The sequence below is a fragment of the Poseidonibacter antarcticus genome (assembly GCF_003667345.1).
In the GTDB taxonomy this organism is placed as follows: domain Bacteria; phylum Campylobacterota; class Campylobacteria; order Campylobacterales; family Arcobacteraceae; genus Poseidonibacter; species Poseidonibacter antarcticus.
The window spans coordinates 248,919-274,012 of the sequence record NZ_RCWF01000001.1; the positions used below are offsets into that span (position 1 = coordinate 248,919).

22 protein-coding genes are annotated in these 25,094 nt (G+C 27.0%); 5 read left to right on the plus strand and 17 right to left on the minus strand.

Features of this window, described 5'->3' with window-relative positions:
- Positions 1-35 precede the first annotated feature (35 nt).
- The gene (locus tag D9T19_RS01245) at positions 36-377 is read right to left on the minus strand and encodes a cupin domain-containing protein (RefSeq protein WP_121626378.1); all 342 of its coding nucleotides are present in this window, start codon (positions 375-377) and stop codon (positions 36-38) included.
- 200 nt (positions 378-577) lie between these two features.
- Between D9T19_RS01245 and D9T19_RS01250 the strand changes: the two genes are divergently transcribed.
- Entirely contained in the window at positions 578-2,455 is a 1,878-nt protein-coding gene (locus D9T19_RS01250; RefSeq protein WP_121626379.1) for a methyl-accepting chemotaxis protein, read from the plus strand.
- Positions 2,456-2,518: 63 nt separating this feature from the next.
- Here the strand turns inward: D9T19_RS01250 and trxA are convergent, their stop codons facing one another.
- The 11 genes from trxA to D9T19_RS01300 all read right to left on the minus strand — a co-directional run bounded on the left by trxA (position 2,519) and on the right by D9T19_RS01300 (position 16,685).
- A complete protein-coding gene (gene trxA, locus D9T19_RS01255) occupies positions 2,519-2,836 on the minus strand; it encodes a thioredoxin (protein WP_121626380.1) in 318 nt (105 codons plus the stop codon).
- Positions 2,837-2,886: 50 nt separating this feature from the next.
- Complete coding sequence (locus D9T19_RS01260) at positions 2,887-3,483, minus strand: peroxiredoxin (RefSeq protein ID WP_121626381.1); 597 nt, start codon at positions 3,481-3,483, stop codon at positions 2,887-2,889.
- A gap of 98 nt (positions 3,484-3,581) precedes the next feature.
- Positions 3,582-8,552 carry an EAL domain-containing protein gene (locus D9T19_RS01265; RefSeq protein ID WP_121626382.1) on the minus strand — a complete coding sequence of 1,657 codons (4,971 nt, stop codon included), beginning with the start codon at positions 8,550-8,552 and terminating at the stop codon, positions 3,582-3,584.
- Between the two features lie 198 nt (positions 8,553-8,750).
- The gene (locus D9T19_RS01270) at positions 8,751-11,018 is read right to left on the minus strand and encodes a glutamine--tRNA ligase/YqeY domain fusion protein (protein WP_121626383.1); all 2,268 of its coding nucleotides are present in this window, start codon (positions 11,016-11,018) and stop codon (positions 8,751-8,753) included.
- A 455-nt stretch (positions 11,019-11,473) separates the two neighbouring features.
- Positions 11,474-12,166 carry a DUF1826 domain-containing protein gene (locus tag D9T19_RS01275; RefSeq protein WP_121626384.1) on the minus strand — a complete coding sequence of 231 codons (693 nt, stop codon included), beginning with the start codon at positions 12,164-12,166 and terminating at the stop codon, positions 11,474-11,476.
- 202 nt (positions 12,167-12,368) lie between these two features.
- Entirely contained in the window at positions 12,369-12,509 is a 141-nt protein-coding gene (locus D9T19_RS14900) for a CBU_0592 family membrane protein (RefSeq protein ID WP_438942771.1), read from the minus strand.
- 29 nt (positions 12,510-12,538) lie between these two features.
- Positions 12,539-12,784 (minus strand): ACT domain-containing protein, encoded by a 246-nt coding sequence (locus D9T19_RS01280; protein WP_121626385.1) that lies wholly within the window; start codon positions 12,782-12,784, stop codon positions 12,539-12,541.
- A gap of 141 nt (positions 12,785-12,925) precedes the next feature.
- Positions 12,926-13,279, minus strand: coding sequence for a DUF1641 domain-containing protein (locus D9T19_RS01285; RefSeq protein ID WP_121626386.1), 354 nt, complete (start codon positions 13,277-13,279; stop codon positions 12,926-12,928).
- Positions 13,280-13,288: 9 nt separating this feature from the next.
- Positions 13,289-14,479, minus strand: coding sequence for an NAD(P)/FAD-dependent oxidoreductase (locus tag D9T19_RS01290; protein WP_121626387.1), 1,191 nt, complete (start codon positions 14,477-14,479; stop codon positions 13,289-13,291).
- Positions 14,480-14,566: 87 nt separating this feature from the next.
- A complete protein-coding gene (locus tag D9T19_RS01295) occupies positions 14,567-15,250 on the minus strand; it encodes a response regulator transcription factor (RefSeq protein ID WP_121626388.1) in 684 nt (227 codons plus the stop codon).
- 10 nt (positions 15,251-15,260) lie between these two features.
- Complete coding sequence (locus D9T19_RS01300; RefSeq protein ID WP_228197939.1) at positions 15,261-16,685, minus strand: PAS domain-containing sensor histidine kinase; 1,425 nt, start codon at positions 16,683-16,685, stop codon at positions 15,261-15,263.
- A 99-nt stretch (positions 16,686-16,784) separates the two neighbouring features.
- Here D9T19_RS01300 and D9T19_RS01305 point away from each other — a divergent pair, with 99 nt between their 5' ends.
- Entirely contained in the window at positions 16,785-17,927 is a 1,143-nt protein-coding gene (locus D9T19_RS01305; RefSeq protein ID WP_121626390.1) for an MFS transporter, read from the plus strand.
- A 12-nt stretch (positions 17,928-17,939) separates the two neighbouring features.
- Here D9T19_RS01305 and D9T19_RS01310 read toward each other — a convergent pair whose 3' ends face one another.
- Positions 17,940-18,806 carry a universal stress protein gene (locus D9T19_RS01310; RefSeq protein WP_121626391.1) on the minus strand — a complete coding sequence of 289 codons (867 nt, stop codon included), beginning with the start codon at positions 18,804-18,806 and terminating at the stop codon, positions 17,940-17,942.
- 90 nt (positions 18,807-18,896) lie between these two features.
- Positions 18,897-20,300 (minus strand): chloride channel protein, encoded by a 1,404-nt coding sequence (locus tag D9T19_RS01315; RefSeq protein WP_121626392.1) that lies wholly within the window; start codon positions 20,298-20,300, stop codon positions 18,897-18,899.
- Between the two features lie 149 nt (positions 20,301-20,449).
- Between D9T19_RS01315 and D9T19_RS01320 the strand changes: the two genes are divergently transcribed.
- The 3 genes from D9T19_RS01320 to D9T19_RS01330 all read left to right on the plus strand — a co-directional run bounded on the left by D9T19_RS01320 (position 20,450) and on the right by D9T19_RS01330 (position 21,608).
- Positions 20,450-20,647 carry a YgaP family membrane protein gene (locus D9T19_RS01320; RefSeq protein WP_121626393.1) on the plus strand — a complete coding sequence of 66 codons (198 nt, stop codon included), beginning with the start codon at positions 20,450-20,452 and terminating at the stop codon, positions 20,645-20,647.
- A gap of 185 nt (positions 20,648-20,832) precedes the next feature.
- Entirely contained in the window at positions 20,833-21,129 is a 297-nt protein-coding gene (locus D9T19_RS01325) for a DUF3817 domain-containing protein (RefSeq protein WP_121626394.1), read from the plus strand.
- A 5-nt stretch (positions 21,130-21,134) separates the two neighbouring features.
- Complete coding sequence (locus D9T19_RS01330) at positions 21,135-21,608, plus strand: DUF420 domain-containing protein (RefSeq protein WP_121626395.1); 474 nt, start codon at positions 21,135-21,137, stop codon at positions 21,606-21,608.
- Between the two features lie 45 nt (positions 21,609-21,653).
- On the opposite strand, the gene thiI is transcribed toward D9T19_RS01330, so the two are convergent.
- The 3 genes from thiI to D9T19_RS01345 all read right to left on the minus strand — a co-directional run bounded on the left by thiI (position 21,654) and on the right by D9T19_RS01345 (position 25,087).
- Positions 21,654-23,114: a tRNA uracil 4-sulfurtransferase ThiI gene (gene thiI / locus D9T19_RS01335; protein WP_121626396.1), complete on the minus strand. Its 1,461-nt coding sequence runs from the start codon at positions 23,112-23,114 to the stop codon at positions 21,654-21,656.
- Positions 23,115-23,190: 76 nt separating this feature from the next.
- Positions 23,191-24,660 (minus strand): potassium/proton antiporter, encoded by a 1,470-nt coding sequence (locus D9T19_RS01340; RefSeq protein WP_121626397.1) that lies wholly within the window; start codon positions 24,658-24,660, stop codon positions 23,191-23,193.
- A 10-nt stretch (positions 24,661-24,670) separates the two neighbouring features.
- A complete protein-coding gene (locus D9T19_RS01345; RefSeq protein ID WP_121626398.1) occupies positions 24,671-25,087 on the minus strand; it encodes a hypothetical protein in 417 nt (138 codons plus the stop codon).
- Positions 25,088-25,094: the final 7 nt, after the last annotated feature.

Here is a 25,094-nt window from a genome sequence, read left to right on the forward strand (position 1 = left end):
TATGAAAAGTATAATTAATATATAGTATTACATAGTTAAAGTTTTAGTACTCCTTTAACTCTATTTACAGTGTCTTTTTTAGATAAAGTAAGGCGTACTATTGAGTCAGCATTTGCTTTTAAATCATGTTTTACATTTGCTTCTAAAACTACAATATCACCTTTTATTAGATTATAAATATTACCATCAACACCAAAATCAATTTCACCTTCAAATATTTCTACACTAATAGGATATCCAGCTTTGTGCTCTTTCATTATTTGGTCTTTTTTAAAAACTATTCTTATCTCTTTTGATATTTCTGTTTCCATTAAAGGTGTAATTAATACTTTATTTTCATTGTATTCTAAATTTTCTAATATATTTGTTTTTTTCATATTATTTCCTTTTTGTATTTATTTAAATAATAGCAAAGTAACTTTAATTCTACCTTTAAGTAGAATATAAAATATAGAAAACATTATTATTATATTTATTATAAAACTTATATTCATTTAGTTGTTAAATATCCATTAACTTAGATACAATTGTATATATATAATAAAAATTATTTTAATAATTTAAGGAAACATAAAATATGAAAAACATAAAAATACAAGTAAAACTTGCAATTGGTTTTGGAACACTAATTGCTATTATTATGGTATTTGGAGTCTATTCCATAATTGAATTACAAACATTATCAAATTTAACACAAAAAATGTATAAACATCCATTTACAGTAAGTGTTGCAGTTAGAGATGTAAATCTTCAAATTGTATCAATAAACAATTCTATGAAAGATATCGCTTTAGCTAAAAATCAGGCAGAAATACAAAATGCAATTACTAAAATAAATAGTTATGAAAAAGAAACATTTAAATATTTTGATATTTTAGAAAAAAGATTTCTCGGTAATAAAGAAAAAGTTAATGAAGCAAGAAATACCTTTACATCATGGAAAACTATTCGTGATGAAATAATTAGTTCTATTAAGAAAGGTGATAAAAAATATGCTACAAAAATTTCAAAAGAAAAAGATATAGCTCATATAAATTTATTAAATAAAAAAGTTGATTATCTTAAAGATTTTGCAAACACTAAGGGTTCAAGTTTTAATGCTATGGCTCAAGCAGAAGGCAAAAGAGCTCTTATTACAACAATTATAATACTATTTATTGCAATTTCATTTTCACTAATCATAGGGTTAGTCATAGCCAACTGTTTAACAAGTTCTATAAAAATATTTAAAGAAGGATTATTAGATTTCTTTGCTTATTTAAATAAAGAAACTTCTTCTGTAAAAAGTATAGCCTTAAATTCAAAAGATGAAATAGGACAAATGTCAAAAGTTGTTAATAAGAATATTGAAAGTATTAAAAAAGGAATCGATGAAGATAATAATCTAATAGAAAAAGCTAAATTAACAATATCTAGAGTAGAAAAAGGTTGGTATAGTGAAACTATTGAAGCAACAACATCCAATTCATCATTAGAAGATTTTAAAAATAGAGTAAACTCTATGATTAGAGCAACTAAACAGCATTTTATAGAAGTAAATACTGTATTAGAAGAATATTCAAATTATGATTATAGAAATGAATTAAAATTGAACAATATTGAAAAAGGTGGAGTTCTTGAACTCTTAGTTACTGATATAAATAAGCTAAAAGATGCTATTACTACAATGTTAATAGAGAATAAATCAAACGGTTTAACCCTAGATGAAAGTTCTAATATATTATTAGTAAACGTAGATGTACTAAATACAAACTCAAATCTAGCTGCAACTGCCCTAGAAGAAACTGCTGCTGCTTTAGAAGAAATTACATCTAATGTAGAAAGTACTACAAATAATGTAATTAATATGGCATCACATGGTAATGAAGTAAAAAATTTCGTAACTAATGGTCAAAATCTATCAAATCAAACAACAAAAGCAATGAATGAAATAAATACAGAAGTAAGCGCAATAAGTGATGCAATTAGTATAATTGATAAAATTGCATTCCAAACAAATATACTTTCACTTAATGCAGCAGTTGAAGCAGCTACTGCAGGTGAGGCAGGAAAAGGTTTTGCAGTTGTTGCACAAGAAGTTAGAAACTTAGCTGGGAGATCAGCTGAAGCAGCAAATGAAATCAAAATATTAGTTGAAAAAGCAAATGAAAAAGCAAATAATGGTAAAAAAATATCCGATGAAATGATAAATGGGTATACACAATTAAATGACTCTATTTCTAAAACACTTGAGTTAATTTCAAATGTGGAAATAGCTTCTAAAGAACAACAAAAAGGAATATTCCAAATCAACGATGCTATTACATCTTTAGATCAACAAACACAAGAAAATGCTAATATCGCATTTGCTACTGATGAAGTAGCTAAACAGACAAATCTAATTGCTAAACTTATTCTTACAAATGCAAATGAAAAAGAATTTATTGGAAAAGATAATTTAAATAGAAATAATTAATATGGGAATTTTCAGTAAAACAAAGAGATAAAACTTATGTTAATATCTCTTTGAATTTGTATTCTATAATAAAGAATTTATTTTATCAGCAATTGCTTGTTTAGGTGAAGCACCTATTAGTTGATCTACAATTTTACCATCTTTCATAAAAAGCATAGTTGGTAATGATCTTACACCATATTTTGTAGCTAAATCTGTTTGTTCATCAGAGTTTACTTTACAAATTTTTGCTTTACCATCAAAATCTTCTGCTAATTGTTCAATTACAGGAGCTAGCATTCTACAAGGTCCACACCATGGAGCCCAAAAGTCTACAAGTGCAACACCCTCGTTTACATTTTCATCAAAATTTTCGTTTGTTAATTCAATATATTTACTCATTTTATTTCCTTTTAATTTCTTTATTATTTATAATATATCTTAACGATATATTATAAATCACCCTCGTGTTTACCTAAGTATTCAGCAACACCTTCAGTTGAAGCTTTCATACCTTCATCACCTTTAGCCCATCCTGCAGGACAAACTTCACCATGTTCATTTGTAAATAACATTGTATCTACCATTCTAATCATTTCATCAATATTTCTACCTAATGGTAAATCATTAATAGTTGAGTGTCTTACAGTTCCATCTGCATCAATTAAGAAAGAACCTCTTAATGCTACTGATTCATTTAATAATACATCATAATCTTTTGCAATTTGTTTATTTAAATCTGCAACCATTGGGAACTTAACTCTTCCAATTCCACCAGCTTCAACTGCTGTTTCTCTCCATGCAAAGTGAGAAAATTGAGAATCAATTGAACAACCAATTACTTGAATTCCACGCTCAGCGAAGTCTTCAACTCTTTTTGAGAATGCAATGATTTCTGATGGACAAACAAATGTAAAATCTAATGGCCAGAAAAATAATACTGCACCTTTTTCACCAATGTTTTCGTATAAATTAAAATCTGATACTATTTGACCATCTGCAAGTACAGCTGTTGCTGTGAAATCTGGAGCTTTTTTTGTTACTAACATATAATAAATCCTTTTTTATTTTGTTTAATTTTTTTATGTTGGAAGTATAGTAGAATATCTTTAAAGTAATCTTAATAAAATATATCAAAAGATAAAAATTATCGTTTATCCAAAATTATCTTCTCATCTTTCTTTATTAATTCAATTAATTTACAAATAGGTTCTGGTACTTCTAAATAAAAACCTTGTGCAAAATCACATCCATTATCTTTTAGAAAATTAAATTGTTCTTTTGTTTCTATACCTTCTCCAATTATTTCAAGCTTTAATGCTTTTGCTATTGATATAGTCGCTTTAATAATTTCTTCTGATTTTATATCAATTCCTATTTTAGATATAAAGGTTCTATCTATTTTTAATGCATTAAAAGGTTTATCAATTAAATAACCTAAATTAGAATAACCAGTACCAAAATCATCCATAGAAAATGAAATTCCTAATTTTCTATAACGAGATAAATTTTCTTGGTTTGCAAGATTATCTACAATTAATTCTCTTTCTGTAATCTCAATAATTAGATTTTCTCCTTTTATATTGAACTTCTGCATATACTTTTTAAAAAGATGAAAAAGAGAATCATTCTTTAAATCTTTAAGCGAAAAATTTATAGATATTTTGGATTTACAATTATTATCATTTAGTAAATCATGTATACTCTTCATTACCTCAAATATAACATGTTTTGTAATTTCAGTAATAAGCTCTGATTCTTCAGCCATTGGAATAAATTTACTAGGTAATACTAAACCCAATTGAGGATGATTCCATCTAATCAATGCTTCAAGATATTCAATTTTCATTGTTTTGAAACTAAATATAGGTTGATAAAAAACTTCAAATTCACCTTTATCTAAACCCTCCTTGACTGCATTTTCCATCATTGATTTTTCTAAAGCATTAGATGATAGTTCTTCTGTTGTAAAACGATAAGTATTTCTACCATTATTTTTTGCTTCATACATTGCAATATCTGCTTGACGTAATAATTCTTCTGCAGTTAAACCATCATTTGGATAAATACTAATACCAATACTTGATCCAATTTGAATAGAGTGTTCATTTATATTCATAATTTTAGAACTACAATCAATAAGATTTTGAGCAATTTTACCAGCAGATAAAGGAGAATCTAAATCTTCAACTATTACTACAAACTCATCTCCACCTAATCTAGCTACCGTATCTTGATTTCTTAAAATATTTTTAAATCTTTTTGAGACTTTTATAAGAACTTCATCTCCTACTTGATGCCCCAACCCATCATTTACAACTTTAAACCTATCTAAATCTATAAATAAAAGAGCTACGTGTTTTTTTGAACGACGTGCTTGTGCTAATGAATGTTTTAATCTATCATTAAAAAGTGTTCTATTTGGTAATTCAGTTAAAGTATCATGATTAGCTAAATAATGTACTTTATCTTGTGATTGTTTAATTAAAGAAATATCTGTAAGAACTCCAATATATTGAATAATATTGTTGTACTTATCTAAGACTGTATTTATATTAAGATAAGCAGGATAAGTTTCACCATCTTTGTTACGATTGATAACTTCTCCTGACCAAAATCCTGTTTTCTTTAATGTTTTAAACATTTCATCATAAAACTTATCAGAATGTCTTCCCGATTTTAAAATATTTGTATACTTACCAATTATATTATCCCTAGAATAACCACTCATAGCTATAAAAGCAGGATTAATATTGATTATCTTTGTTGTAGAATCAGCAATAACTATTGCTTCTTGAGTCGCATTAAAAACAATTTCTGATTGTGCATTTATTTGCTCTGCTTGTTTTTGTGCAGAAATATCTTCAATAACAGATATAAAATATAAAGGATTTTTATCTTTATCTCGTACAATAGAAACTGATAACATTGCCCAAATAATTGAACCATCTTTTTTATAATAACGTTTTTCTAATTTATAATTTTCTTTTTCACCATTAAGTAAACTTTTTACTAAAAGTAAATCTATATTAAGATCTTCTATGCATGTAATTTTCTGAAAAGTTAAAGATAATAATTTCTTTTCACTATAACCTAAAATTTCACATAAAGATTCATTAACCCTAATCCATTTCCCAGATAAACTAACATGTGCAATTCCTATATTTGCTCGTTCAAAGGTATTTTTATATTTTTGTTCACTTAATGATAATTTAGATAAAACAGATTTCTCTTTTGAAATATCTGAAGCAAAAGACCATATTTGAATATTACCTTCATCATCTTTGCTCATATAATCTGATATTTTAAGAAAAGTAACCTCTTTGCCAGTTATATATAGTTCAAGAACATAAGGACCAAATTTACCATTAAATGTAAGTTCAAACTGACGTTTTTTAAAAAGTTCATTATTTTCTTCACCAAAAAAGTCTGACCAATTTTTAGCAAGTAATCGTTCTTTACTAAGTCCTGTATATCTTTGCATAGCAGTATTAGTACGAATAAATATACCTTGTGCATTTGAAATAATAACAGCATCATTAATATTTTCAAGAACTGATTCATATCGTCTATTTAATGAACTTAAATCATTTCTAATATCAGTATTATTTTGATACATTTCTTTAAGTTCAGCATAAGCTGTTTGAAGCTCTTCATTTGTTGACTGAAGTTCTTCATTTGTAGATTGTAATTCTTCATTAGAACTTTGAAGTTCTTCATTTGAAGTTTCTAATTCTTCAATAAGTGTTTGCATATGTTCTTTAGTACGATGTAACTCTAATTCTAACATTTTATCTGAAGAGTTAATAGTATTAGATATATTAAAATTAAGTTCTGGAATATCTGTATCTGATATTTCATTAAAATAAAAAATAAACATTCTTGAACGATTATTTATAATAGGTACAAGATATACTTTTATAAGTCGAACTTTTCCATTTGAATTTAATGGTACATAAGAACTTGAGCTTACCTCACCATTCTTTTTTGCATTATTTACTAAACTTCTAAGATTAATAGTAAATTGTGGATCAATAATTTTATAAAGATTATATGAAACATATCCTTCAGGGATATTAATATAATCAAGGTCACCTTTTTTATAAACAACTTCAAGTTGTTCATTCGTAACTATAATATTTGGCATAAGAAGCTTCGATGCTTCTAAAATTACTGTCTCTTGCAATGGTGTATTAAACTTTTTTTCTGATAATTTTTGTAATGTACTTTTTGTATAACTAGGAGCTTTTATTGTTATACTATTATAATCTTTACTTGAAGTAGGAACACTTTTAAATATTTTATTTTGCTTATCAATAGGCATAAAAAAGTGTTCAAAATTTGTTGCATTTTCTGATTTACCTAAAAATAATAATCCATTATTACAAAGTGCATAATGAAATGTTGGCATAATATATTTTTGGGCTTCAAGATTAAAATAAATTAATAGATTACGGCATACAATAAGGTTTAAATTTTTAAAAGGTGGATCAGCTAAAAGATTATGAAATGAGAAAACAATATTTTCACGTAAACTTTTCTTAACTTCAAATTCATTATTTTTAATTACAAAATACTTATTAATATATTCTTCACTGATTTGATTCATTGACGTTTGACTATAAATACCTTTTCTAGCTATTTTTAAAGCATCATCATCTATATCTGTAGCAAAAATCTTTATAGATAAATTCTGCTGTCTTCTTAATAACAATTCTTTTATCGTTATAGCAATTGAATATGCTTCCTCACCAGTAGATGACCCAGGCATCCACATTCTAAGTTCTGATATATCAGGATTCTCATCTAAATAATTATCAAGAAGATTTCTAAAAGATTCAAAAGCTTCTTTATCTCGAAAAAAAACTGTTACACCAATTAATATATCTTTGTATAATAATTCAACTTCTTTTTCATTTTTTTTGATAATTTCTACATAATCACTTAGTGTAGTAACTTTTAATGCAACCATACGACGTTCAATCCTTCGTCCTATAGTTGTTTTTTTATAAACAGAAAAATCGACTTTTTTATACCGATATAAAAAATCAAATATTGTAGTAATCTCATCATTAGGCTGTGTGAGTTGATGTTTTTTAAGTACTTTTTGTCTAGGGAAATTAGCTAAGGCTACTAATTCTTCACCAATTAAACCAGATTCAATAACAATATCTACACTACATCCATTTAATGCTGCCATTGGCATACCATCATATTTGGCACTAGTTGGTTCTTGAACAATTGTAATTCCACCTTCAGCATTTATAGCACGCATCCCTTGTGCTCCATCTGAGCCTGTTCCTGAAAGTATTATACCAACTGCTTTATCTTTTTTCTGTTCAGCAATAGAAATAAAAAGTTGATTAACTGAAGGTTTTGGTAAAAATGAATGTTTTTCTGGAGCAGAAAGTATTATTTCATTATTTTCATTAATTTCTATATTATTATTGGGAGGAGTAATATAAAAGATATCACTAGAAAGCACTTCTTTATTTTCTGCATCTTTAATATGAAGAGTAGTCTCACGAGAAAGTAAATCAACTAACATAGTTTTATGTGTTGGGCTTAAATGTTGGGCAAGAACATAAGCAGTGTTATTGTCTTTAGGTAATCCTGCAACAAGAGAAGATAAAGCTTCTAATCCTCCAGCACTAGCACCTATACCTACAACCATTAAATCATGTTCACTGCTATGATGCATATTTTCACTATTATCTTCTATTAATTTTTTTTCATCAATATTAACTTTACTTTTTTTCTTTGATAAAATTGTATCAATTAAAAAAGATAGCTTTTTATAATCTACAGGTTTTAATATATGGCCACTAATCATATCATTAAATGATTCTGTTAGAAATGGTTCATTAGCATATTCACTAAGTATAATAATAGGAGTTACTTTATCAGTATTTCTGATATTATGGATTAATTCCGGAGCATTCATATCAAGCATATTTATATCAGTGATAATTAAATCAGGATTATGTGTTATAAACTTTGAAAGTCCTTCTTTCCCACTAATAGCTGAAAGTACTATTGTAAAATGTTTTTTTAAGAAATTTAAATAATCCTCACTAACTTCTTTATCTATATACAATACTGTTGCTTTATTTTTCATCTTGTAACCCTATATTTAATATAAGTACATGATGGCTAAATATTATAAAAAGTTATACTTAATTTATTGAAAATGATGCTTCTTTTACTTAATTATTTTTAAAATTATATTACTCTTTTTAAATATTTTTTTATAAAAAAAGTAGATATATAGAGCTATATAAAGACTAAAATTTTTACTAGTCTTTATATTATTTTATTATTTTAATTTTTCTGCAACTAATTTATTCACTACTTTTGGATTTGCTTTTCCACCTGTAGTTTTTAAAACTTGTCCTACAAAGAAACCTAATAGTTTTGTATTTCCTGCTTTGAACTTTGCTACATTATCAGGATTTTTTGCAATTACCTCATCAATAATAGGTGAAATAACTTCAGGATCACTTATTTGAATAAGTCCTTTTTCTTCTACTATTTGTTTTGGACTTTTTCCATTTTTTGCAAGTTCTTCAAATACTTCTTTTGCAATTTTACTTGAAATTATTCCATCATCTATTAGTTTTACAAGTTCTACTATATCATTTGCTGTAAATTTTAATTGAGCTATTTCTTTTTCTTTTAGTTCTCTAGCTACTTCGTTTACAACCATATTTGCAAGAGAAATTGGACTTTTTAATAAATTTAAACAATCTTGATAAAAAGAGCTTAAAGCTTCATCTCTTGCTAAAATATTAGATACTTCAGTATTTAGCCCAAGTTCCTTTGTATAAGTATCAAATAACTCTTTTTGCTCATTATTCATAGCTTCTTCTGTACCAATTACTTGAGTTTTAGCAGTCTGTTTTTTCGTTTCTTTTGTTTCTTTTGCTTGAGGTTTAACTGTTTTAGTTTTTTTAGCCCAAGAATCTTTTAATCCTACAATTCTATTAAATACTGGATTTTCTTCACTTGAATCAACTGGATCTACATAAAAATATCCTTGTCGTTCAAACTGAAATCTTTCATCGATTTTATCATCAATAACTGCAGGTTCTACTAATGCATTTTTTATTATCTTTAAAGAATCAGGATTTATATCTTCTAACCCTTGAGGAGCTTCTGATTTAAATAATCTATCATAAAGTCTTATTTCAACTTTTTTAGCTTCTTTTGCACTAAGCCATTGAATAGCACTTTTAACTTTTATACCGCTTGTATCTGAACCACTTTTTGAATTTGGATAATATTCTGCTTTTATTTCTAAAATATTTCCATTTTCATCTTTTATAACTTCTTTACATGAAATAATAAATCCGTGTCTAAGACGTACTGGTTGATTTGGTGTAAGACGGAAGTAACCTTTTGGAGGATTTTCCATAAAATCTTCTCTTTCAATATAAATCTCTTTTGAAAAAGGTATTTTTCTTGAACCCTCTTTTGGTACATCATGAGGATAATATGAAGCGTCAATTTCTTCACTTCCTTCATAATTTTCAATTGTTACTTTAAGTGGATCGAGTACACACATAACACGAGGTACTTTTTTGTTTAAATCATCTCTAATACAAAATTCTAATTGAGAAACATCAACCATTGAGTTTGCTTTAGCAATTCCAATTTGCTCACAAAAGTTTAAAATAGACTCTTTTGTGTACCCTCTTCTTTTATATCCTGCAATTGTTGGCATTCTAGGATCATCCCAACCGCTTACTTTTTCTTCTTGAACTAATTCTAAAAGTTTTCGCTTACTCATTACAGTATAGTTTATACCTAAACGTGCGAATTCACTTTGGTAAGGTCTTGGCAATTTAAGTTCAAGTTCATCTAAAACCCAATCATAAATATCACGATTATTTTCAAATTCTAATGTACAAATAGAGTGAGAAACACCTTCAATATAATCAGATAAACAATGAGCAAAATCATACATTGGATAAATACACCAATCATCACCTGTTCTAAAATGATGTGCATGTCTAATACGATATAAAAGAGGATCTCTCATTTTCATATTTGCTGCACTCATATCAATTTTTGCTCTTAGTACGTGTTCACCGTCTTTGAACTCACCATTTTTCATTCGCTCTAAAAGGTCTAAGTTTTCTTCAATAGTACGATTAGCATATTCACTTCTTTTTCCAGCTTCTTTTACAGTCCCTCTATATTCACGGATTTGCTCTTCTGTTAAACTATCAACATAGGCTTTACCCATTTTAATAAGCTGTACTGCATAATCATATATTTTAGGAAAATAATCAGAAGTAAAATGTATATTATCACCCCAATCATATCCAAGCCATAAAACTGCATCTTTTAGGGCTTCTACATATTTTGTATCTTCTTTAGTTGGATTTGTATCATCCATTCTTAAATTACAATGACCATTATAATCACGTGCAATACCAAAATTTATAAAAATAGACTTTGCATGTCCTATATGTGGAAAGCCATTTGGCTCAGGAGGAAATCTTGTAATTATCTCTTTGTATTTACCTGATTTTAAATCTTCTTCAACTTTGATACGTAAAAAATCTTTGCTTTGACTCATTATTATTAAACCTTTGATTTTGAAACTCTTATTAGATAGATATTTTATCAAATTTGTGCTTATAGCATCTAAGTGTTGGTATTATCATAATCTAAATTTATGTTTCTAACTAATAAGATTAAATTTTAAAATACATACTTAGAATCATCTATCTTATATTTTACTTGTTCCTCTAGCAAAGAAATATTTTTATATTAATGTAATTTACTTTTTAGAAAAGAAGAAATTACGAAAGAAAATAATGATTATATAAAACTTCACTTCTTTTGTTCCATAATCCCTTTAGGTTTGTGGAAATTTACAGTATTTACTTTTTGAATACTTTATCGAACACGCAAAACTAATATGAGTGCTTCGTACTCCAAATATAAGAGATTGTAGTAGCGTCTCATATCACTTTCCAAGTGCATGTGATTGTTAGCTTCGTAAGACAAGCCACAACATTTAACTACTTATCAATTAAAATCCAGAGTTAATACCAAACGCTTTTCATTCGCTGGTACTACTGGTGAACGGTGGACTAAGCCCGCATTTTCATTATCTTCCCAAAGCGTACCTTTGAGCAATGCAACATCACCACAACCTAGTTGCTGGATATCACTTTCACTTTGGTAAAGGCCAGATTCACTGTCAGGCAACCCGTTACTACCCCACCCTAGCTTTGTGTAATCAAGCACCTCATGTGGCAGCCATTCTGAGGCTATACTCTGATAAGTCGTCACAAGGCGGCAAGGCACTCTATCAACATGAAATTTAGGGCACATCGCTCCATCTAAAACTTTCAAGCGTATGGCTGCTTGTTTAAGTCCAAATAAATAACAAAACATATCCACAAGCTCAGCAATATCTTCGCTTACTTCGGCCATATTGTTATTAAAAGATTTGCTAACACGCGAAAGCGCGTCTTTTGGATTTAAAATCATTCTTGTTTGAAATGTAGGATTTAATTCCAAAAACGTTTTCACTGAATTTTGCAAAGCAGCAGGTAACTTACGCTGCCAAATGGCTATATTGATTTCTGATTGATAGATATCACTAAAAACCGTTGGATGATTATCCTGCACCCTATGTCGATAGGTTACAGGCATTGTCGCAAAAGGTTTGGGGCTCCATTCACTAGCAAGATTGAAATTCTTTTCATTTAGCATCATTCTTTCCTTTCACACTCATTGAAATATAATAGGCAAATAATAGTGTATTAATGCAAATTATTTTTCTTTTATGCAACTTTATCGCATTTGATTTTTGAATTATAATATAAGTTGTTTAAATGCAACTTAGTCGCAGTACTATGAGCCAATCAAAGGAGTAGATTATGGCAGAGGGAAAATGTAAAATTCATTAAGATCATTATGATGAGCATAGTTTAGAAGTTAATGAAACTAACACAAATAAGTGTAATCCATTTAATAAACTATAAATTAAAGAATTAGAACTTATCTTATTTGTTTGTAAACTTAAATACATTACTAATATTAGTAATACTTCTATATTTCATAGGAAATCAAAAAAATTATATTTTACTTTGAAAGTTCTTCTAAAGCTTCAATTGCTGAGTAAGCTTTTTCTTTTTGTACAAAAATATGATCATGGTAATAACCAGCAACAACATCTGCAGATATTCCATATGAAGTCAATTTATTTGAAAAAGCAGCAGTAAGTCCAACTACATCTAAACTTGAATGAATTTCAAGTGTAATTTTGCTAAATATTGATTCATAAGAAAGCCCACTTTCATCAACTCTATTTTTCGATATGAAATGTATTGTATATTTTTTTGCTTAAACTGTAGGTTTTGGAACTTTCACTAAATTATTAAACTATAATATCTATTAATGCTTATCATAGTTACTGAAACAAAACTCTAACCGGTCTCAAAAAACTAGAGATTAAATCTCTAGTTTAATTTATAATTGTTTTCCAATACCCTTAGTAAGATTTAACATAAATGCTAAACCTTTTCTTGTATCTTCATCTTTCATTAATTTTAATAATGTAAATACTGATGGTATTTCATTTTTTTCTGTTTCTCTTTTGGCATATCTAACTGCATTTTCTGTTACAAAACCTGCTGTTGTCATATTATCAATTGAATTTACCATTTTTTCAACCATTGGAGTTGTTGTCATTTCTATTTGGTCAGATAAAACAGCTAATAAATCTATTAGATTATCTATTCTTCCCGTTTGAACTAACATAGTCATTTTATCTTCTATTTTTTGCATTTCTGCTGATTTTTTTATTTTAATTTCTTCACTCATAAATTACTCCTATAACATTCCTCGAGCTGCTGCCCAATATAAACCTTTATTAAAACCTAATCTAACAAAACTACCTAACTTACTACAAGGTGTTGGTTTAACATCTTCTTCATAGTCATACCATAAAGGCATACCACAACTAAGCCCCATTTGTGCAACTGCTATTACTTTTCCATCATAAGATTCTGTTGGATACCCATATCTTAATTCTGCAGCAATATTATCAACAACTACATCAGTTTGATTATGAATAGTCCCTCCAGCTTTTGATACAGATAAATCTACTGCATCACCTAAAGTATATACATTATCTAAACCTTCAACTTTTAATGTTTTTTTATCTGTAGGTAACCAACCCTCTCCATCTAATGCTTTAGTAGCTAATTTTGAATCTCTTACTACTTTTGCAGCTATAAAAGGAGGTGTTGACATTAAAATATCAAAAGGTATTTCTTCACCTTCTTCTGAATATGCTATTTTCTTTTCTGCATCTACTTTATTTAATGTAAAACTTGATTTATGTTTTATATTCATTTCATCAAACATTGAAGGTAAAACTTTTGAAGTTGTTTCTTGTAAAAATAGACCATCAATTATTGTTTGTGCAACTTTTGGATAAGTATAAACAATTTCAACATCATCTCTAACGCCTTTTTCTATTAAATAATCATTTAGCATTATTGTTGTTTCAAGTGGAGCAATACCACATTGGTGTGGAATATCTGGAGTTTTAGGGAAACTAACAGTAATTAGTACTCTACCTTTTTTTATTTTTTCAAATTTTTCGGCTAATTTTTTAGCACCTTCATAAGAATAAAACCAATCTCCACCCTCTTCTAAACCAGGGATTCTATTGGCTGCTATTTCACATCCTGTAGCAATTACAAGATAATCATAATTATATTTTTTACCACTTTGTGCTTTTACATAGTTTTCTTTTGTATTAAATTCAATAGCTTCATCAATAAAAAAATCTATTTCAGGCATTAAAAGTGATTTTTGTTCTCTTACAAATTCATCTCCAGCTGATTTATGAAAAGCTACATACATAGCCCCTGGTTTATATACATGTTTTGAAGAATTTGAAATCAATGTGATTTGTAATTCATCTCTATCAATTTCAGGCATAAGTTTTTTCGCTAAGTTATTAGCTGTCATAGTACCAGCAGTTCCACCACCGACAATAAGAATTTTCTTCATATATATCTCCTTGTAAAATTTTATACAAATATTGTAACAAAGCAAGACAAGAAAAGTATAAGAGAACTATAAGGTTTTTATAAGATTTTAAGGAAGAATTATCATATAACCTAGACCTTTTAGGTTTTCAAGAAATTTACTATAAAGTTTTTTACGCAAGCCAACTATTACCATACGAATAGCATCGGGAGTTGTATTTTCTTCCCAAATATTTTGCTCAATAAATTCTAAAGAAATATATGTATTTTTATTTTTTAAAAATAATTCTAATAATAATAACTCTTTTTTAGTAAGCTTTATAAGTTTATCTTGTTTATACAACATTTTATTAGAACTATCAAAGAAAAATCCTTCCCCTAAATCAACTCTTTCTAAATTCTTTTGAGAGATTTTAAGGTGAGAAGATATACCAACAAGCAATTCATCAATATCTATTGGTTTCTTTAAATAAAAATCTACCCCGCTTTGAACTGCACGATTTATATAAATAGTGTTATTGAAAGCTGTCATTACTATTCTTATAGTTTTATCATTTATTTTAGTGATTTTATCTAAAAATGCTAAACCATCCATATCAGGCATTTGAATATCTGCTAAAACGACATCTGTGTTATTATTTTTAAATAATTCTATAGCTTTTATAGCATTTGGAGCTGTGTAAACTTCTTTAAAATAAATTTGCAATACTCTTGATAACCATTTTAAGGTACTTGAATCATCTTCTACTATTAAAATACTACTATTTTGTAAACGCTTATGGATAATACTCACTTCAAACTTCCTACTTTTTTAAATAGATACAAAACATTGTCCCTTCTTTATAATTTTTGACAGCTAAAGAACCTTTCATATGATGTTCAATTATCATTTTGGACATATAAAGTCCAATTCCACTACCTTTTTCTTTTGTTGTGAAGTATGGATCGAATATTTTAGGAAGATTTTTTTCTTCTATTCCTCCGCCATTATCAAAGATTTCTATTTTAAGTTTATTATCTAAAGATTCTATATTAATTTTTACAAAACCATTTTTGATTTTATTATCTACTATTGCCATCATTGAATTTGATAACATATTCATAATAACTTGTCTAAATTCATTTGAGAAACCTAATATATTTAAGTCTTCATTTTCTTTTACATTTATAGAAACAGTTATTTTATTTATATTTAATTGAGCATCAATTAATCTTATAGCATCTTTAATATTACTTAAAACATCAAATATCTCTTTTTTCTTAGTAATACGGAAAAAATCACTAAAATCATCAATTGTGTGAGTCATATATGATACTTTTTCCATCATTTCTTCTTCAAATTCAAGTAAAAATTCTTTTTGTATCTTTTGTTCATTTGATATATGTCTTAAACCTTGAATCATCAGACCTAAACCATTTAAAGGTTGTCTCCATTGATGGGCAATTGAATCAATCATTTCTCCCATAGCAGCAAGTCTTGATTGATGACACATAATTTCATATTGTTGAGTTCTTTTTGATACTTCTAACTCAACTTGCTTTTTTAATTCTTCTTGATATTTTATATCATCTGTAATATCTGAAGTAATCATTACTATTGTATCTGTCATTTCTAAATAACTTAAAGACATACTAGCGTTCATATATTCACCAGATTTTGAGATACAAATCTTACGAAAATTTACAACACTACCTTCTTTTATAGCTTTTTTTATTGCCCTTTTAGAAGATGTTTTATATTCATTGGAAGATAAAGAGATACAAGATTCTTTATATAATTCTTCCATTGTATATCCCATCATTTTTTGAAAGAAATTATTTGCATATAAAAACATTCCTCTCTTATCTAAAATAGAAATTCCATTAGCAGCTAAGTCAAATACAGCTTGTAATTCTTGTTCTTTTGAATATTTTATATTAAAATATTTTGTTATATCAAAAAAAAATAAAGCTTTTAGATTGTCTTTTTCAAGTTTACTAATAGATATTTCAAATTTATATTCTTTCCAATCAATTATAATCTCTTTTTTTTTATTTTCTAATAACTTTTTTATTTCTAAATAAGAAGTTTTTGGAAATATATCTTTTAATTGTTTATTATTTACAGAAGGAAATTTCTTAGAGTACTTACCTAAAGTTTCTACAACTTTTTCTTCTGAATTAAAAATTAAGACTATTGTTTTTGGAATTGATTTTAGATAGGCTAAATTAGAATTTTTTAATAACAAATAAGACTCCATTTTAAGAAAATTTAAAAAACTATATCATAATTTACTTTTTTCTCTAAGATAATTAAAAATATTTATTCATTTAGATACAATTCCTAAATGGAAAATATCAAAAAACTCACAATACTTACTTTACTTTTAATAGCAATGACAACATCCATGTCAAATGTTGCAATTGTAACGGCTTTACCTCATCTAAAAGAATACTTTACAGATATTGCAAATATAGAATTTTACTCACGGCTTATGCTTACACTACCTTCACTTGCTATTGCACTTCTTGCACCTTTTTTGGGACATTTGATTTTTAAGTTTGGAAAAAAACGTGCTGTTATTATTGCTCTTATTTCTTTTTCTTTAACAGGAAGTGCTGGTTTATATCTTGATAGTATACAAATGCTTTTATTTTCAAGAGCTTTATTTGGTGTATGTGTAGCAACTTTAATGATTGTTTCTACTTCACTTATTGGTGATTATTTTAAAGAGCAAAATAGACACAAGTTTATGGGTTATCAAAGTGCTTTTATGGCTTTGGGTGGTGTTGTATTTGTATTAGGTGGTGGAGTTTTATCTGATATTTCTTGGCGTTATTCTTTTGGTATTTATTTGATTGGCTTTTTATTAGTGCCTTTGGCTATAACGCAACTTAAAGAAGTGATTGTAAAAGATGAAACGCAAATTGATATTGAAATAAATTCTAGAATGTATTATATATATTTTCTTGCATTTTTTTATATGTTAATATTTTTTATATTACCTACTCAAATTCCATTTTTGATAATCGAAACATTTAAAGCTAGTGGTAGTTTTGCTGGGACTATAATCGCCTTGGCTTTTTTATCAAATGCTTTAGGAGCTATAAGTTTCCCAAAACTAAAAGCAAGATTTTCTTATTCTAGTATTTATATTATTGGTTTAACAATCATAGCTATTGGTTTTTCAGGTGTTGGATTTATAAATCATATATACTTTTTCTTTCTAACAAGTCCCTTACTTGGCTTTGGTGGTGGTTTGATGATGACAAATATGACTGCATGGATGTTAAGTAAGACTAGTGCTAAAAAAAGAGTTAAAACATCAGGGTATTTTACAAGTGCTTTATTTTTGGGACAGTTTAGCTCACCTATAGTATTTCATCCACTTGTGAATTCTTTAGGAGTTCAAAGTTTTTTCTTTACTATAGGTATTTCTTTATTAGCTATTATAGGATCTATTTTAGTCTATATAAAAAATAAATATTAAGAAAATATATTATTATACTTCATCTGGTACATATATTAAGATATCATTTTTAACATTTTCCATCATATATAAAGCAATTGAACCATAAAGAAATGAATCTGCATTATTTACACCATTTGAACCAAGGACTACAAGGTCTTTATTTTCTTCTTCTGTTTTAGATAATAATACTTCACTTATAGCATTATATACTTCAATAAGTTCACTATTTGTAATTTTATTCACTTTTTTAAACTCTTCAAATCTCTCTTTGGCTCTTTGAGTTATATCTTCTTGAATTTCTTTTTTATGCTCAAGTGAGTCATGAAAAGTCAATGTGAAGTCATTTACTTGTTTATATGCATGGATTACTTTTAAATTACTATTTTCAAAAAATTCTTTTGTAAAATTTATACTTTTTAGTGAAATTGGTGATAAATCTGTAAATGCTAAAATATCTTTATAATCTTTTTCACAATTATTTTTTACAATTAATACAGGTAATTTTGTATTTTGTATGATTTTAACAGATGTAGAACCAAAAACTTTTGTTTTAAAATTATCAATACTATTTACACCAACCACAATAAGTGAAGGATTTATTTCTTTTGCCATATCAATAATTAAACTTGTTGGAGTAGAAATCTGTACTACAATAGAATATTCAATATTTTTCTCTTGAAGGTTTGTTATTATTTTTTCAATATTTTCTTTTGCTTTTGTTATTAATTCTTCATCATTAGAACGAGAAAAGTACTTATCAAATAATCCTTTATCTATTGCATGAACAATAGTTAATTTTGCACCTATTGATTTTACTAAGTTAAATGCTCTTTTTAAAACTTCAATACTAGATTTTGAAAAATCAATTCCTACTAAAATATTTCTTTTGATACTCATTACTTTCTCCAATGTTAATATTATAATACATTATATTATATAAGTTGTAATATTAACACAATCATAGTTAGTAACTGTTTATTTATATTATTATATTTCTTCTCTTTTATCTTTAGAAATACGTCTATTTGAATTTTTCTTTTTTGATCTTAATCTTTGTTTTAGTTCTTTAAATTTTTGTTTATCTTCTTGACGTACATTTGCTGATGAGTGATCCATATCTTCACCCATAGAAATATCAAGCATTTCACTTTTTTTCATTTTAAGTATTTGTGATGGGAATACACTTCTATGTCCTGTAATTAAAAAAGTGATCACAACAGATACAGCAGCATAAGGAGCTATTTCTAAACCAAATAACTCAACTGCCATAATAATAGATGCAATAGGAGCATTTGTTGCACCTGCTAATAAACTAACAAATCCAATAGCAGCAAAAAAAGCAATATGATCACCAATTAATGTACCAAATAAATGCCCACTTGTAGCACCTACGAAAAACAATGGAGTTAAAACTCCACCACTTCCACCTGTTGATAATGTAATTGAAGTAAAAATAGTTTTTAAAATAAAAGCATACCAAGGTATATCAGTTTCAATACTTGTATCTGAGAAAAAAGTACTATTAACTGTATCTAATCCTAAACCAAAATACTCATCTCCAAAGAAATAAGCTAAGATAATAAGAATAGTCCCACCAAAAAAGGCTTTTAAATAAGCATTTACTTTTATTGAATTTATAGCTTTTTCAGAAGATTTTAGAAATGTGATAAAAAAATCTGCAATAATTCCAAAAAATAAACCAGCTAGTACAACTTTCCCAATTAGCGGAAGTTCAAGCGGTATTGCTTGTGAAAATCTCATATCAAAATATGTATAGTTCAATCCTAAAAATTGTGCTGTTGTAAAAGCAGCAAATCCTGCTATTAAAGAAGGAAGTAAAACATCATACATAATAATTCCAACAATTAAAACTTCAACACCAAAAATCGCACCTGAAATAGGTGTTCCAAAAACAGCCGCAAAACCTGCACTAATCCCACAAATTACGATTTTTTTCCTATGCTCTTGCGTAAATCTAAAGGTATCAGCAAGAAAAGAAGCTACACCCGCACCAATTTGTGCTGCTGGTCCTTCTTTACCCGCTGATCCACCTGCAAAAATAGTAATAACTGTAGCTACTAGCTTTACAGGTATTACCAAAATATCAATCTTTCCATTTTTTTTATGAATTGCTTCAATAACTTTTTCTGTTCCATGACCCTTTGCATTTGGTGCAAATGTTTTAGTAAGCCATACTGTAAAGACTAAAGCAAAAGGTAATAAATAATAATACTTAAATCCTAGAGAATCTCTAGAATCTTCTGCATATTGTAATATATCAACGAAAAAGGTAACAACTCCACCTATTACAATACCAATAATTGTTGAAATAATAAGCCATTTACTAACGGAAAAGAAGATAATTGATTGTTCTAAGAAGTGTTTTTTCATAATGAGACTTTTGATTCTATATTTAAAAGTATTATAACATTTCTATAGTAGATTATACTTAAGTTAAGCTAAGTTTTATAACTTTCAAATATCTATAAGTTTTATAAGATATAATTATGTAAATTCAAGTATTATTATAAGGATAAGTTATGAATATTTATGAAAAAATTAGAAAAACATGTCGACCAATTAGAATAGTAGTAGGCTTAGTATTAATTGCTATAGGGTACTTTACAGCTAATCCATGGTTTTATTTAGGTGTTATACCTTTACTTGCAGGATTAACAAATTTTTGTCCAGCTTGTATTATTTCGAAAAAATGTGATTTAAAGAAAAAAGAAGATTAATTTCTTTTAGAAAAAATAAGTTTTAATTATATCGGCTAGTATATATACAACTAATAATGTAAAAATGATTTTGTTTGTATTCATATATAAACTCTTTTCTTACAATTGTATATATATTGCCCCAAGTATTTAATTAATCATTAACTATTTTTTCATATAATCAATTTTTAATTAAAAGGATTCGTATGTTAAAAACAGCATTTGAAAGATTTAGAATTATATCTATAATTGAGGGTCTTTCATTTTTATTATTAGTATTTGTAGCAATGCCTATTAAATATTTAGGAGACAATCCTGAACCTGTTAGATTCGCAGGAATGGGTCACGGAGTATTATTTATACTATTTTGTATGGCACTTTTTCATGTAATGATTAAATGTAAATGGAATAAAGGTAGTGGTTTCCAATTATTTGTATATTCATTAATTCCATTTGGTTTTATCATGATTGAAAATAAACTAAAAAAACTAGAAAGAGATTAGTCTTTATGCTCTTTGATTCTGGTTTTTTAAGAACCAGTGCACCTTTTTATATGGATTTTGTAACCATTTATTTTTTATTTTTTCCTGTGTTAATGGCTTTTACAATATATTTAGCAGTTAAAAAAAAATATAAAGAACATTTTATTTCACAAGGTGTATTGTTAATAATAACAATAACTATAATTCTAGTTTTTGAAATAGGACTTAGAATATCTGGTGGTTTTATAGAGTATTCAAAAGAAAGTAGTTTTTCATATACTTTTATGCTAATATTTTTAATTATTCATATTCTAATAGCAATTATTGCTTTAATAGCTTGGGTATATTTATTTATTACATCACTTAAATTATATAGAAAGAACCAATTAAAAGAAATTAAAAATTCAAATCATAAAAAAATGGGTAAGTTGATATTTTTAGGTTTAACTATCAGTTCATTAATGGGAGTATGTATTTATATATTCTTATTTGTATTTTAAAATGTTAAGTGTAATTTATTTTATAAATTACACTTCATATAAGAGTTATGGTCTATAAACTCTTATATTTGTAAAGTTCTCTGCATCTCTTAGATATTGAGCGTGTAGTTGGCTTAAAATACCTTTATCACAATAAAATAAGTATTGTTTATCTTGTGGTAATTTTTTGAATTCGCTTTTTAATTTAAAAAATGGGATTTTAAGAGTTTCAACTGAAGTTTCTATACAATCATCACTTTGTCTAATATCAATAACTGTAAAATCTTCACTACTTAAATCACTTATTATTTCCATTTGTCCAATATCTGAAATATCATTTACAATTTCATGAACTTTTATACTAACAGCATTTTCAACTGCTTTATCTAAAACTGTATAATCAAATTTTCGTGATTCTTCTTCCATTCTTTTATATGAACCGTGTGTAATAGGATTTTTTGAGATTACACCACAATATTCAGGCATAGTTTCTGCAAATCTTCTTGTACCAATTTCATCTGCAATACCCATAATTTCAGGTTTATTCATAGTAGATAATGGTCTTAAGATAAGTTTATTTGTAAATTGGTCTATTAAAGCTAAATTTCGTAAAGTTTGGCTTGATACTTGTGCAACACTTTCACCTGTTAAAAGTGCATCAATTCCCATTTCATCAGCTATTTTCTCAGAAGCTTTTAGCATCAATCTTTTTAAAGTTACACCCATATAAGATTCAGCAGTTGATCTAAATATTTCAGTAACTACATCATCAAATGGTACTGATATAAAAGATACTTCATGTGAAGCTCCGAATTTACTCCATAAATATAAAGCAACTTGTTTTACACCAATTTCATGAGCAATTCCACCTAAATTAAAGAAAATAAAGTGTGTTTTAATTCCTCTTTTCATAGTAAGATATGAGGCAACTGTAGAATCAAATCCACCTGACATTAAAGATAAAATATCACCTTGTGTTCCTAGAGGAAAACCGCCAAGAGCTTTATATCTTGATGTAATAATATTTAATTGATTATCAACAAGTTCAATTTTGATTGTAACTTCTGCTGTTCTTAAATCTACACCTTTAGTATTATTATGTGCTAGCATATATCCACCAACAGTTTGTTCTATTTGAGTAGATTTAAAATCATGAGTTCCTGAACGCTTTGCACGAACTACAAAAGTTTTACCTTCTATTTCTTGGTGCATTGCTTCATTTACTGTTACTTTTATTTGATCTAAAGTAGTTATTTTATCAAACTGTAAAGCTTCAAGAATTTGTTCAACTCCTGGTGTTTCTAGTAGTTTGATTCTAACTTCTGTAACTAAATCAATAGGACATACTACTTCAATTTTATCAAAAAATTTTCGTAGGTTAATCTCCTCATTGATTTGTTTTAAAAGTTTAGTAAGATTATTAAAAAGTTGGTTAATCATTTGCTTTTTAGCAGATGATCCTTTTATCATAATCTCTGGGAAAAATTTAATTATAAATTTTTGTGTTTTAACTTGCGGTTTATCCATTTTGTAAAGACCTTATGTATTAATTATTCGCGATTATATCATAAGCCTTTTAAAAAATAGCATTATTAAAAAATACCTAAGTTGCTTTCTTTTGTGTTTGAAAAGTCTTTAGAACTTTTTTGTATTTTCTATCACTATTACATTGAATTAATAACATATCATTTTTCTCTAAAAGAGTTGAACCTGTTGGTTTAATATAATCATTTTCTCTTTTTATTAAAAGAATTAAAAAATCAGCTGGTAAATCAAGCTCAACAATACTTAAACCAATAACTTTAGATTCTTCTTCAATATAAAACTGCTTTAATGTATGATAAAAAAGTGGTGATGCAATAACATTTTCAGCTTTAAAGTTTTTACTTTTTGATTCAACTTTTAACCATTTTGCTACTATAGGAAGTGTTGCACCTTGAATTAATATTGAAAACAAAACAATAAAAAATACAATATTAAAAATCAAATTTGATTTTTCAAATCCTTGTAAATATGGATATGTTGCTAAAATAATTGGAACAGCACCTCTTAATCCAACCCACGAAATAAATGTTTTTTCCTTAATAGTAAATGATGAAAACATTGTACTTAAAAAAACTCCAGCAGGTCTTGCTACAAACATTAACCATAAAGCAATAGCTAAACCAGATATTGCAACATCAGGAAGTTCAGAAGGAAAAACTAAAAGTCCAAGGGCTAGGAAAACTGCAATTTGCATAATCCAAGATAAACCATCGTGAAAACCAGTTAAATTCTTTTTATGAACAAACTCTCTTGTGTTTGCTACAATTCCCGCCATATAAACAGCTAAGAAACCATTTCCTTCTAGTAATGAAGTTGAAGAGAATAAAAGTAAAATCCATCCAATTGTAAAAACAGGATAAAGACCATAAAAACTTAAGTGAATTCTATTTAAAATAATTGGTAATAAATACCCAAATAAATATCCTAAAATTCCACCAATAAAAAATTGTAAGAAAAATTTGAAAATCCACTCAGAAGCACTTGATGTTTCAGGTAGCATTATAATTTGTAAAATAGCAACTGTTAAAAAAATTGCCATAGGGTCATTACTTCCTGATTCAAGTTCTAGAAGAGGAGAAAGTCTCTTTTTTAAAGATATTCCTTTTGCTCTTAAAATTGCAAAAACTGCTGCTGCATCTGTTGAAGAAATAATTGCACCAAGTAATAATGACTCTAAAAATGTAAAATCTAATAAATAATAAACACATAAAGCTACAAAAAATGCAGTAAACAACACTCCAAAAGTTGCAAGCATTAAACCATTTTTTAAAACAGGTTTAATAGATTTCCAAACAGTATCTAATCCACCACCAAAAAGTATAAAAATTAATGCTAGTGTTCCAATATTTTGAGCTAATTCAACATTGTCAAACTCAATACCCAAAATTCCATCAGAACCAGCTAGCATACCAAGTCCTAAAAATATAAATAATGATGGTATTCCAAATGTAGTAGATAATTTACTAGCAACTACACTAAGCAACATTAAAAAAGCGGTAATTAATAAATATAATTCAATTGTTGCCATTTACATCCTTTTAAAATACAAAAGCAATATCAGCAATAGAAATATTATACATATTTACTTTTACACCATGACTATCAAGTACAGAATATGAAATAGTTAAATCATTTGGATTTTCTATAGTTTTATTTTTTTCTACAAATTCTACATATTTTTCATAATCAATAACACTATAAATAAATTTAGCTTTTTCTTTAAAACTAATATTATCAATATATTTTTCATAAACTTCTTTATACATATTTTTATCATATTTATCATAAAAATTTTTCTTATACATCAACTCACAATATGAATCTTTTTTAAACTCATTTGAAGAATATGTAAAATAATCATCTGCGATAATTGTTTCTAAATTTTTATGTATTTCAAAAAGATTATATTTTTTATATCCATTTTCATCTGATATTTCATGAGTTGTTTTTATCATATTTTAT